This window comes from Neisseria sp. P0022.S010, from assembly GCF_051956635.1.
In genome coordinates this window covers 38,407-49,931 of record NZ_JBQCXF010000004.1, presented here as the reverse complement: position 1 = coordinate 49,931, position 11,525 = coordinate 38,407, and the positions used below count along the sequence as shown (strand labels likewise).

General features: G+C 49.2%; 11 protein-coding genes. 4 read left to right on the top strand and 7 right to left on the bottom strand.

The window, feature by feature from the left end:
* Positions 1-349: 349 nt before the first annotated feature.
* Positions 350-1,813, bottom strand: a complete 1,464-nt coding sequence (gene guaB / locus ACTHUT_RS01290; protein ID WP_049348691.1) for an IMP dehydrogenase — start codon at positions 1,811-1,813, stop codon at positions 350-352.
* Positions 1,814-2,002: 189 nt separating this feature from the next.
* On the opposite strand from guaB, the gene ACTHUT_RS01285 reads away from it, so the two are divergent.
* Positions 2,003-2,428 carry a DUF4124 domain-containing protein gene (locus ACTHUT_RS01285; protein WP_440386274.1) on the top strand — a complete coding sequence of 142 codons (426 nt, stop codon included), beginning with the start codon at positions 2,003-2,005 and terminating at the stop codon, positions 2,426-2,428.
* A gap of 69 nt (positions 2,429-2,497) precedes the next feature.
* On the opposite strand, the gene ACTHUT_RS01280 is transcribed toward ACTHUT_RS01285, so the two are convergent.
* Both ACTHUT_RS01280 and ACTHUT_RS01275 read right to left on the bottom strand, forming a co-directional pair.
* Positions 2,498-3,826 carry an anaerobic C4-dicarboxylate transporter family protein gene (locus tag ACTHUT_RS01280; protein WP_440386423.1) on the bottom strand — a complete coding sequence of 443 codons (1,329 nt, stop codon included), beginning with the start codon at positions 3,824-3,826 and terminating at the stop codon, positions 2,498-2,500.
* A gap of 224 nt (positions 3,827-4,050) precedes the next feature.
* Positions 4,051-5,625, bottom strand: coding sequence for a glycosyltransferase family 2 protein (locus tag ACTHUT_RS01275; protein ID WP_440386273.1), 1,575 nt, complete (start codon positions 5,623-5,625; stop codon positions 4,051-4,053).
* A gap of 83 nt (positions 5,626-5,708) precedes the next feature.
* On the opposite strand from ACTHUT_RS01275, the gene ACTHUT_RS01270 reads away from it, so the two are divergent.
* A complete protein-coding gene (locus ACTHUT_RS01270) occupies positions 5,709-6,674 on the top strand; it encodes a tRNA dihydrouridine synthase (protein ID WP_440386272.1) in 966 nt (321 codons plus the stop codon).
* Positions 6,675-6,715: 41 nt separating this feature from the next.
* On the opposite strand, the gene ACTHUT_RS01265 is transcribed toward ACTHUT_RS01270, so the two are convergent.
* From ACTHUT_RS01265 to ACTHUT_RS01255, 3 genes are all read right to left on the bottom strand, one after another.
* Positions 6,716-7,441 (bottom strand): hypothetical protein, encoded by a 726-nt coding sequence (locus ACTHUT_RS01265; RefSeq protein ID WP_440386271.1) that lies wholly within the window; start codon positions 7,439-7,441, stop codon positions 6,716-6,718.
* A 157-nt stretch (positions 7,442-7,598) separates the two neighbouring features.
* Entirely contained in the window at positions 7,599-8,072 is a 474-nt protein-coding gene (dnrN, locus tag ACTHUT_RS01260; RefSeq protein WP_107697094.1) for an iron-sulfur cluster repair protein DnrN, read from the bottom strand.
* A gap of 183 nt (positions 8,073-8,255) precedes the next feature.
* A complete protein-coding gene (locus tag ACTHUT_RS01255; protein WP_440386269.1) occupies positions 8,256-9,188 on the bottom strand; it encodes an AEC family transporter in 933 nt (310 codons plus the stop codon).
* Positions 9,189-9,366: 178 nt separating this feature from the next.
* Here ACTHUT_RS01255 and ACTHUT_RS01250 point away from each other — a divergent pair, with 178 nt between their 5' ends.
* Complete coding sequence (locus tag ACTHUT_RS01250; RefSeq protein WP_440386268.1) at positions 9,367-10,122, top strand: GNAT family N-acetyltransferase; 756 nt, start codon at positions 9,367-9,369, stop codon at positions 10,120-10,122.
* Positions 10,123-10,179: 57 nt separating this feature from the next.
* Positions 10,180-10,929 (top strand): lysophospholipid acyltransferase family protein, encoded by a 750-nt coding sequence (locus ACTHUT_RS01245; RefSeq protein ID WP_440386267.1) that lies wholly within the window; start codon positions 10,180-10,182, stop codon positions 10,927-10,929.
* 53 nt (positions 10,930-10,982) lie between these two features.
* Here the strand turns inward: ACTHUT_RS01245 and gloA are convergent, their stop codons facing one another.
* Positions 10,983-11,396 carry a lactoylglutathione lyase gene (gene gloA / locus ACTHUT_RS01240; protein WP_049348681.1) on the bottom strand — a complete coding sequence of 138 codons (414 nt, stop codon included), beginning with the start codon at positions 11,394-11,396 and terminating at the stop codon, positions 10,983-10,985.
* Between the last annotated feature and the right edge of the window lie 129 nt (positions 11,397-11,525).

Here is an 11,525-nt window from a genome sequence, read left to right as displayed (position 1 = left end):
AGCGGTTGGGTCATGACGCAGTCGCCAATCCAGCTTGGGGTAATAATCAGGATTTTTTTGGACATAATGGAATGTGTTTTTAATTTTGGCTTATTGTAATACGATTTTTAAAAGGCCGTCTGAAACTTGGTTTAATCGCCCTGAGCAGAACGTACTATTTGATACATGTCATTTCAACAGATGCACTCTGGTTTGAGCGCATGAAGCGTTTGTCTTCGCAATTATTCTGCAAATACCACGCCCCAAATACTAAGCATAACGGCGGCAAGCAATATTTGCTTCATTTTTAAAACCTTATAAAAACAGAAAGGCCGTCTGAAATATTTTCAGACGACCTTTTTATAGTGGTTTAACGATGGTAGTTAGGCGCTTCTTTGGTAATTTGTACGTCGTGAACGTGGGATTCGCTCATACCGGCAGAAGTGATTTCCACAAATTCTGCTTTCTCGTGCATTTCAGCAATATTGGCGCAACCCAGATAACCCATGCTGGAGCGCAGACCGCCGGTCAATTGGTGGATGATGTTCACAATCGGGCCTTTGTAAGGCACGCGGCCTTCAATGCCTTCAGGAACATATTTGTCTGTGCTGTCGGTTTTGTCTTGGAAGTAGCGGTCGGCAGAACCTTGGCTCATCGCACCCAACGAACCCATGCCGCGGTAAGACTTGTAAGAGCGGCCTTGGTAGAGTTCGATTTCGCCCGGTGCTTCTTCCGTACCGGCAAACATACCGCCGAGCATGACGCTGTATGCACCTGCTGCCAGAGCTTTAGCAATATCGCCGGAGAAGCGGATACCGCCGTCGGCAATCAGGGGAACGCCTGTACCTTTCAAGGCTTCGGAAACATTGTGAATCGCAGTCAGTTGAGGCACGCCCACGCCTGCCACGATACGGGTCGTACAAATCGAGCCCGGGCCGATACCGACTTTAACGGCATCCGCACCGGCGGCCACCAAATCCAAAGCGGCTTGGGCAGTCGCGATATTGCCGCCGATGACTTGAATGTGCGGGTAAGTTTCTTTGACCCAGCGCACACGATCGATAACGCCTTGGCTATGACCGTGGGCAGTATCGACCACAATCACGTCCACGCCTGCTTCCACTAATGCTTTGACACGCTCTTCGGTATCGCCGCCGGTACCCACCGCAGCACCGACGCGCAGACGGCCTTCGGCATCTTTGTTAGCATTAGGGAATTCGGTTGTTTTCAGAATATCTTTAACGGTAATCAGACCTTTGAGTTCGTCTTGGTCGTTCAATACCAAAACGCGCTCAACTTTGTGCGCATGCATGATTTCGCGGGCTTCATCGATGCTGGTACCTTCAGGAACGGTAACCAAACGGTCGCGGGGGGTCATGATGGCAGAAACCGGCAAATCGACACGGTTTTCAAAACGCAGGTCGCGGTTGGTCACGATACCGACCACTTTGCCGTTTTCAACAACAGGCAGACCGGACATTTTGCGTTTGCGTTGTGCGCGCATTTCCAATACGTCGCGGATCAATGCGGTCGGCGCAACGGTAACGGGATCTTTCACCACGCCGCTCTCATGGCGCTTCACTTTGGAAACGGCACGCGCTTGCAACTCCGGCGTCATGTTTTTATGGATGATGCCGATGCCGCCTTCTTGAGCCATAGAGATAGCCAGACGCGCTTCGGTAACGGTATCCATTGCAGCAGAAAGTAGAGGGAGGTTGAGCGTGATATCGCGGGTGAGTTTGGTTTGAAGTTTGACATCTCGAGGCAGCACGTTTGAGTGCGCTGGAACCAACAAAACGTCGTCGAAAGTATAGGCTTTTTCTACAATACGCATGATGCTCGGTCTTTCAGTTTGTGCAAGATGCACGGCATTATATCACACCGGCTTGATGCTAACATTGGCAATACACGTTTTAACGTTATTTTTTTACATGATTTGATTTGGCGTACAAAAATATGCCAACGCATTGCAGTTTCAAGTAAAATAAGCCGCATGAGAACATCATTTACATAAGGGAAACCCATGAAATCTTCCGTACTCAAAACCTGTCTGATAGCAGCCCTTCTCTCTTCCGCCGCTCTGACCGGCGCGGCCAAGGTTTACACTTGGAAAGGCTCATCGGGCAACAGCTATTCCGATACGCCAAACCGCCTGCAACCGAAGCGTTCCGGCGTGGTCAACATCCGCACGCACAACGTTAAACCTGCCGTTGCACCTGCTGTTGCGGCATCTGAACCGGTTGCCGAGCAGCCCAACGAACAGGTTGCGGAACAAAACAAACAAATCGAAGAGCGCAATAAAAAAATCGAAGAACAAAACCGCCAAAACAAGCTGGAAAACTGCAAAATCGCCAAAATCAACCGCCAAGTCGCCGAAAGCGCACGCTTGGCCAATCGCGACAGCCTAATTAAGCAATACCAAAACGACGTCAATAAATACTGCAATTAAGCTCTCAAATGACAATATCAAAAAGGCCGTCTGAAATTTAATTTCAGACGGCCTTCATTTTTCAGTCCATCAATAATACAGTTGAACCAACAACAAACCGAAAACCAGACTAAATGCCATACTCAACAAGCCCGGAATCATGAAGCTGTGGTTGAAGATGAATTTGCCGATTTTGGTTGAGCCGGTTGTATCGAAGTCGATAGCGGCAATAATCGGACCGTAGTTTGGAATGAAGAAATAGCCGTTTACCGCGACAAATGTGCCAATAATGATGGGCGCAGGAATACCCAGTTTGATAGCGATTGGGAACAGCGTTGCCACTGTCGCGCCTTGGCTGTTGACCAATACCGACAAGATAAACAAGGCAAAGGCAAAGGTCCATGGTGCAGATTCAACCAAATGGCTGACGGTCGATTCCACTTCTGTTAAGTGGCCGTTCATCAAGGTATCGCCCAACCAAGCCACACCAAACACTGCAATCACGGCACGCATACCGGCGTGGAATACCGAACCTCGGGTAATCGCATCGCCATTGGGTTTACACGCCAAAATAATCAGCGCAGAAGCAGACAGCATCACGATTTCAATCGTATGCGCCATGCCCATAGGCTTGATCGCGCCATCGTGTTCAAAAGCCGGACGCAACTCAGGCAGCGCACCCATCACGACCACCAGCAATGCCGCAGTCAAGAAAATACCGACCGACAATTTGGCTTTCGGCGAAATGGCAACATCGGTTTGTTGTTCCTCCACATCGATGTATTCTTTCACATAGTTCGGGTCTTGCAACAAAGCCTGATAATGCGGATCGTCTTTCAATTCTTTGCCCAGTTTGTTTACGAACACGCAAGCCAAACCGATACCCAAAATCGTAGACGGAACGGTGACTTTCAACACATCCGCCATCGTGATGTGCTGCGGCTCAAGCATGGAGACACAGGCAACAACGGCAGCGGCAATCGGGCTGGCGACAATCGCAAATTGGGAAGCGATAACCGCCATTGTCAAAGGACGGGAAGGACGGATGCCATTACGGCGGCTGACTTCGGCAATCACGGGCAAGACCGAGTAAGCCACATGGCCCGTACCTGCCAACACGGTAAAGATGTACGTTACCGCCGGCGCGATAAAGGTGATGTATTTCGGATTGCGGTGCAACACGCGCGTAGCAATTTTAATCATATAGTCCAAACCGCCGCTGGCCTGCATGGCCGCCGCGGCAGACACTACCGCCATAATCATCAGCATCACATCAATCGGCGGGCTGGTCGGCTGAAGATGGAAACCAAAAGACAATACGGCCAAGCCGATACCGCCGAGCACGCCCAAACCAATACCGCCAACCTGCGCACCAATCAGGATACACAGCAGCACAACGGCAAACTGGATAAAAAACATAGTTGACATCACAACTCCCAAAATCCGGCCTTCGCCGAAATAAAATTACAAACGGTTGGATTATAGAGTAAACTCTCTTTCCTAACCATACTTTACCTAATTATACATACTGATCTACATCAAATAAATAATATTCTCATTTAACCAATAGACTCATCAAAAGCATAAAAAAGGCCGTCTGAAGATTTTCAGACGGCCTCTATGATTCAGATGAAATGATAAGGCTATTTTCCGGCTACTTCTTCATCTTTTATAAAATCCGATACGCCATGGACACAGCGGATTTTGCGTTCCGACAAGGTTGCCTCCAACAAAGCATCGTTTTGCGGCAAGGAATCGCGTTCCGCCTCATTGTGCCAGAGGTGGTACGCAATGCCGGCAAATTTCAAATTATGGCGTTTCATCCCATTATGATAGCAACGGGCGACAAATTCACTGTCCTCCCTGCCCCAACCGACAAAGCTATTGTCAAACCCGTTAACGGCCAGCGCATCGCTGCGGAAAAAGCCCATATTGCAAGTTTTGATGCCTTTGTGTTTGCGGTTACCTTTGCGGCCTGCCAATTTGGCCAAACAACGGCAGCGCAGGGCTGAAAGCCGTTTTTCTATTCCCGAGCTGAACATAGACAAGGCAGGCAAATCGCCTTCGTCCAAAATATCCTGCGTTTTGTCCTCAGTCAAAATCACGCGGGAACCCTGTATCAGACGGCCTTTGCGGGCAATCTTCAAATGATCGGCGATAAAAGACGGATCCAAGACCATATCGCCGTCAATCAACACAATATAATCGCTTTTCGCCTGCGCCAGTGCACGGTTGCGCGATTCTGCGGCACGAAAGCCTCTATCCGGCTGCCATGAATGTTTGACCGGAATACTTGCCCTGCGGCGGATAAAATCAACCACTTCGGCGGTTTCCTGTCTTGAGCCGTCATCCGCGACAATAATCTCATCCGGCAGACGGGTTTGCGATAAAGCCGATTTCAACACCAGCTCCAGAGCATCGGGACGATTATAGGTAGTGATGATGAGGGAGACGGTTATCGTGCGGTTGCGCTCGTAAAGTTTGACATATTTGTAATACGAACCTTGCGCGTTGGACACCGAAATCGTCAGCCCGTCCGCGCCATAGGCAAAACCCCGTTTGAGCAGGTAATTTTTCACAAACGATACGCCGCCATGCAACAAAGCCTTAAACGGCGAACTGTCTTTCTTGAAGCGGTTTTCTTCCGCATACAGCGAGCTGTACTGCTGCATTTTTTGAATCAACCCTTCGGCGTTTTCAAAAGAATAATGTTTCAGACGGCCATCGAGTTGTTTAACCTTGGCTTCCTGTGGCAACACCAAAGACTCATGCACCTGACGGTTGGAAAAACGGGTAAATCTGCGATGGTAAAGACGCGGAATAATATCCGGATACCAGCCGCAGCCTTTAATCAAGCGGCCGTGGTAATGGTTCAGACGGGAAAGCGAAAAAATATGTTCCTTCTCATTTTCCAAAACGGCCGCACGAATGGATTCAATTAAAGCCTTATCCGCCACTTCATCGCTGTCTATGCTGAAAATCCAATCGTTTTGCGCCAGCCTGGCCGCCAGATTTTTCATCGGGCCAAACCCGATAAACTCATGCTTGTAATAGCTGACATTGGGAAAGCCCTTGGCAATTTCAAAAGTACGGTCGGTCGAGCCGTTGTCCAACAGCAGGACTTCGTCAAAGTCTTTCAGCGCACTCAAAACTTCTGAAAGATAACGTTCTGAATTTTTTACCAACATGGCGGCGGTTGCCGGAATTGTGTGCATCATAAAAAGGCCGTCTGAAAAAGGAAGCTGTATTTTAACCGATATACCGCTACAATATGTCCTCCTTTTTTCAGACGGCCTGACTCATGCAGCTTATTCTTGCCCCCATGCAGGGGCTGGTGGACGATGTGATGCGCGACCTGTTGACACGCATCGGCGGATTTGACGAATGCGTCAGCGAATTTGTCCGCATTACGCACACGGTCCACTCACGCGCCACTTGGCTTAAATATGTTCCCGAAATCGCCCATGCCAACCGCACGCCGGCTGGCACGCCCTGTACTGTCCAGCTTTTGGGCAGCGATGCGGAAAACATGGCCGTCAATGCTTTGGAAGCCGTGCGTTTCGGTGCGGACAAAATCGACCTCAACTTCGGCTGCCCCGCGCCGACGGTCAACAAACACAAAGGCGGTGCGGTCTTGCTCAAAGAGCCGGACTTGATTTACCACATCGTCCGCACCCTGCGCCAACGCCTGCCGCAACACATTCCGCTGACGGCCAAAATGCGGCTCGGTTACGAAGACAAAAGTCTGGCATTGGAATGCGCTTCCGCGATTGAAAACGGCGGCGCATGCGCGTTGACCGTCCACGCGCGCACCAAAGTCGAAGGCTACGAACCGCCGGCTCATTGGGAATGGGTGCGCAAAATCCGCGATGCAGTCAGTATTCCCGTTACTGCCAACGGCGATGTGTTCAGCCTTCAAGACTATCTCGACATTAAAACCGTCAGCGGCTGCGACAGCGTGATGCTCGGGCGCGGAGCGGTTATCCGTCCAGACTTGGCGCGGCAAATCAAGCAATATGAAAACGGCGAAACAGTGAAAGACACTGACTTTGCCGAAGTCTCCTCATGGATAGTCCAGTTCTTCGACTTATGCCTTACCAAAGAGGCCAACAACAAATATCCGGTTGCCCGTTTGAAACAATGGCTGGGCATGATGAAAAAAGAGTTTGAACAGGCGCAGGTATTGTTCGACCGTATCCGTGCCGTCAAAGAAGCGGATGAAGTAAAACAGATTCTGCTGTCGTTTGAACAAGAGATGCATTCATGATTCAAAAAAGCCGTCTGAATTTCAGACGGCCTTTGATTTCATCACCTACATACATAATCAGCCAACAGTCTGCCTTTTTCCGCACTGGCTGCATTAGCCATATTTACCTGTCTGGTCTCAGGGCCATTCTTGGATTTCAGGGCTTCGCCATATTTTCTGGCAAATTCTTTATTGGCACTGGTCACCCTTGACTCGGTAGAATCCAATATAAACTCGTCCTGCAGATATTTACCTTGTGCAGTAATAATCAAGATATTTTCAGGCGAAGGATAATCCGGAAAATCAATATAGTTGGTAATCAGCTTATAGGAAACGCCTTTGCCGTGTTTCATATCCTGACAGATGCCGTTAGGCGCGGTAAAGACTGCGTGGCCGATACGGCCGTGGCCGAAATCGTAAAAATCGATTCTCTTCGCAGAAGCCAATTGTTTTCTATCGTTGCCGTCATTTACATTTAATGACTTGCCGTTTACCAGAAACAGGGTTGGCAACAAGGGGCTGCCATGAGAGGCTTCCAAATTATATGCTTCGCCCAACAGCTTGCCTTGGCGATACACCGTCAAGACAGGCTTTTTCAGACCATTTTCCGGATTGCCAGTTTTCTTAAAAGAAATCTTCTGAACCACATTGCCAAATTCATAATAAGGTCGCGACTGCACACCTGTTTTCGTATCCTGCAGGGCGCTCCAGCTGCCGTCCGTCGTTTGGGCGCATGCAGTCAGAGCAACAAACAGAATACCCGATAGTAAAACTTTAGAATGTTTCATTCATAAACTCCTTCTCAAGTAAACAAAAGAACGGATGTGTGCCTTTACTGCCTAATTTTGTTTCTTTATTAAAATTTTAGAACTATTATACTAACTTAGCAAGGGATTAAAGAACAGGCCGTATGAACATTCAGACGGCCTTGATTAAGCTCAAATTTTAAGAAGCCAAAACGCGGTGGAACAAAATCTCATTTTCCAAATGGATATGGTCTTTCAAATCATCCACCATCTCTTTGGCCAAAGTGTACAAACGGGTCCAGCTGCCGCAAGCGCCTTCGGGAAGCTCAAAATTATTGGTCAATTCTTCCAAACGCGCGATGGCCTGATCGTGGTCTTCGTGTTCATGCATCATCACGCTGATGGGCATGGCCGCGCCGCGACCCACACCCTGATTAATCATCGGGAACAACATGCGCTCCTCTTTCATCATGTGCATCAACAGCTCGTTTTGCATATAGGCCAACAAATCAGGTACTTCGGCAGGAAAAGTGTCGGCATGAACCTGCGCCACTTTTTGCGCCAGCGGAACCAACTCTTCAAACTGGGCGCGGTGGACATTGTGGTAACGCTGCAGGATATGGTCGATGGTGGAATTGAAAGGTGCGGTTTCCCAAACGGTAAAGTCGGTCATGGCTGTGTTCCTTTAAAGATTGATATTGGATGAATGTTAGGCATAAGGATACACGCTGCTTGAGGCTTTGTATAGTTTTTTTAATTGCTTAATTAATTGATAATAAAAGTTATTTTCAAAATTAAAATACCAAACAGGCCGTCTGAAACATAAAGTCAAAGTTTCAGACGGCCTGCCCTTTTCTTAAATAATCCAACGATATAAGGCAATCATTACCGGCATGGTTACCACGCAAAGCAAGGTCGTCAACCCATAAATCGCACTGGCTTTTTGGGCATTTTTGCCGTAAACAACCGCCATTTGGGTAACTGTCGAAGCGGCAGGCGAAGTCGTTGCCAAAAAGCTGATTAACACAACCGTATCCGCATGCGCATCATGATGGGCAAAACCGCAGGCTTTAACGGCAAAAAGCAATAATACCGGAATCAAAATCAGCCTTAAAAAAGCAACGAGATAAAGCCTCGGCATCCACACAATCGAACGCAACGGCAAAGAGGCCAGCAGCATACCTGCCACCAACATGGCAACTGGGCCAATCATACTGCCCACCGTCGCCAAAGTATTATCGACAATGTGCGGCAGCTTGATTTGAAAGGCAAACATCAGCAGCCCGACCAACATGGATAAGATGTTGATATTGGTGAAAATGGTTTTCCAAGCCACATTGCCTCGACCGCAAATTAACAGGCGCAGATGCGTCCAAAACAAAAACGTCTGCACCAAGATAAAACCAGTGGTGTAAATCACCCATTCCGGCCCAAATACCGACATTACCAAAGGGATAATCAGGTTGCCCGAATTGCTGTACACCGTCGCCGCGTGTTCGAGCGCATCGAGTTTGAACAAGTGTTTAAACACCCTGCCCAAAACAATCAACACCACATGGAAAAACACCGCCAGCATAACGGAAAGCTTCAGCCCTTCGATAATCTGCGGCGTATTGTCCATCTGAAAAGCATGAATCATGACAGACGGGCTGATTAGGTAAAGCGCGATGACGGAGAGCGTGTAGCTGTTTTCCGATTTCAACAGCCCGGCCTTCACCAAAGCCACGCCCATCAAAACAATCAGCGTCAGCTCGGTAATTTTTCCGGCAAGCAGAAAAGAGGTTTCCATAACAAAAAAAGCGGCAAAAACATTGATTTTACGCTTCTACCGCTTGGCATGCCAAATTCAGACGGCCTGAAGCCTTTTTCCAACAACCCGACATAATTTGCCCTACCGCAAAGCAAACCAATATAAATCTGTCCGTATATCCGCTATAATCAGCCATTTTCTTCAAACAGGAAACATCATGTCCCCCAGCCGTTTCAATCAAACGGGCCCCAAAATCGGCCTGAGCGTACGCCTTGCAGAAACCCAAGCTGAAATCGAAGCCGCCCAAAGATTGCGCTATCAGGTTTTTGCCCAAGAATTGGGTGCGGAAATCGAAAGCAATGACGGCCGCGATGTCGATCCTTATGATGAGCATTGCCACCACCTGCTCGCGTTTGACGATGCAACCGGCGAAGTTATCGGCTGCTACCGCCTGATTACCGAAGAAACCGCAAAAAAAGTCGGCGGCTGGTACAGCGAGCATGAATTCGACCTTAAGCCTTTGAAAGACATCCTGCCGCAAACCGTCGAACTCGGCCGCGCCTGCACCCACCCGGACTACCGCAACGGCGGCTTGGTCATGCTGTTGTGGACCGGTTTGGTCAAATTCATGAAAGACGAAAATCTGCGCTTTATGATTGGTTGCGGCAGTATCGAAATGCGCGACGGCGGCAGCGATGCGGCCGGTCTGTATCATGCCTTGAAAGGCAAATACCTTGCTCCGGAACAATGGCGCGTCAAACCGCTCAACCCGCTCAAATGGGACAGCATCACGCCGTCTGAAAACCCGCCCGTGCCCGCACTGATCAAAGGCTATCTCAAAGCAGGCGCGTGGTTTTGCGGCGAACCTTGCGTCGATGAAGCGTTCAACTGCGCGGATGTGCTGATCATGATGGACATCAGCCATCTTTCCGACCGCTACTTGCAACGTTTTGCCCCTAAAACCGATTCATAATAAAAGGCCGTCTGAAACTTCAGACGGCCTGCCTCATCTTTTATAAAAACACACACAATGACTGCCAAAATCCGTTTTATCTTCCGTCTTCTCTGCATTGCCGGCTGCCTTTTGTACGGCATGGCCGAAATGTTTTTTCTGTTTCCCTTTTACAGCAGCAAACGCAAACTGCGTGCGATCCAATTATGGTCGCTGCGCGTGCTTGCTTCCTGCGGCATGAAACTGCAAACTTTCGGCACGCCGCCGCAAGAAGGCCGCGGCCAAATGCTTATCAGCAACCATATTTCATGGTTGGACATTATGGCGGTCAACGGCGCTTTCCCCGGCCGTTTCGTGGCTAAAGACGATGTGGCCAAATGGCCGGCGGTCGGTTATCTCGCTACACAGGCACAAACGGTTTACGTCTCGCGCAACCGCGGCATCAAAGGCAATTCCGCCAAAATCGCCGGCGTAACCGAAGCGCTGAAAAACGGCGATACCGTCACCATTTTCCCCGAAGGCACCAGTACCGAAGGCCGTGAAATCCTGCCGTTCAAACCCAGCTTTTTTCAGACGGCCTACGATGCAGGCGTACCGATTATTCCGGCACTCTGCCGCTATCCGAATCCGGACGGCAGCAGCCCCAATCCGCACACCGCCTACTACGGCGACATCAGCCTCTGGCAATCTATCTGCATGGTCATCAGCCAGCCTTCCAGCACGGTCGAGCTGCATTTCCTCGATCCGATTGAAGCGGGAGAAGACCGCTATGCCACCGCGCTTCAAGTACACGCCCTGTTGAGTGAAAAGCAAAAACAGTTGGGCTGATCAAACAAAAGGCCGTCTGAATATTCAGACGGCCTTTTCCATTATCTTATGTCTTAAGATGAATATTGTACCGAATCGCTACCGCTTTTCTTTTGAATAAATTCGATTTTGTAGCCGTCCGGATCTTCGACAAACGCAATCACAGTCGTGCCGTGTTTCATCGGACCGGCTTCGCGTACCACTTTGCCGCCCTTTTCTTTGACACGTTCGCACGCGGCGTAAGCATCATCGACTTCAATCGCGATATGGCCGTAAGCATCGCCCAAGTCGTAAGACTCCGTATCCCAGTTGTGGGTCAGCTCCAAAACAGTATGGTCCGCCTCATCGCCATAACCGACAAAAGCCAAAGTAAAACGGCCTTCAGGATAATCGCGGCGGCGCAGCAGTTGCATATTCAATACGTTTTGATAGAAATCCAAAGAGCGTTCGAGATTGCCGACACGCAGCATAGTATGAAGCAAACGCATGATTTTGTTCCTTTCTGAATTATGTTTGGTCATGAATTATAACACATCGGGTTCCATCCTCTTCAGCCTCAAAATACCGACACTGAAACTGCGTAAAAATGAAGCGTACACCCTGCCGTCATTTGAATT

What these genes read in the sequence shown, in the direction of transcription:
- ACTHUT_RS01250 (WP_440386268.1), top strand. Translation starts at nt 9,367, where the DNA reads ATGTCCCCCAGCCGTTTCAATCAAACGGGCCCCAAAATCGGCCTGAGC.
- ACTHUT_RS01280 (WP_440386423.1), bottom strand. Translation starts at nt 3,826, where the DNA reads ATGTTTTTTATCCAGTTTGCCGTTGTGCTGCTGTGTATCCTGATTGGT.
- ACTHUT_RS01255 (WP_440386269.1), bottom strand. Translation starts at nt 9,188, where the DNA reads ATGGAAACCTCTTTTCTGCTTGCCGGAAAAATTACCGAGCTGACGCTG.
- ACTHUT_RS01265 (WP_440386271.1), bottom strand. Translation starts at nt 7,441, where the DNA reads ATGAAACATTCTAAAGTTTTACTATCGGGTATTCTGTTTGTTGCTCTG.
- ACTHUT_RS01285 (WP_440386274.1), top strand. Translation starts at nt 2,003, where the DNA reads ATGAAATCTTCCGTACTCAAAACCTGTCTGATAGCAGCCCTTCTCTCT.
- ACTHUT_RS01270 (WP_440386272.1), top strand. Translation starts at nt 5,709, where the DNA reads ATGCAGCTTATTCTTGCCCCCATGCAGGGGCTGGTGGACGATGTGATG.
- ACTHUT_RS01275 (WP_440386273.1), bottom strand. Translation starts at nt 5,625, where the DNA reads ATGATGCACACAATTCCGGCAACCGCCGCCATGTTGGTAAAAAATTCA.
- ACTHUT_RS01245 (WP_440386267.1), top strand. Translation starts at nt 10,180, where the DNA reads ATGACTGCCAAAATCCGTTTTATCTTCCGTCTTCTCTGCATTGCCGGC.
- guaB (WP_049348691.1), bottom strand. Translation starts at nt 1,813, where the DNA reads ATGCGTATTGTAGAAAAAGCCTATACTTTCGACGACGTTTTGTTGGTT.
- dnrN (WP_107697094.1), bottom strand. Translation starts at nt 8,072, where the DNA reads ATGACCGACTTTACCGTTTGGGAAACCGCACCTTTCAATTCCACCATC.
- gloA (WP_049348681.1), bottom strand. Translation starts at nt 11,396, where the DNA reads ATGCGTTTGCTTCATACTATGCTGCGTGTCGGCAATCTCGAACGCTCT.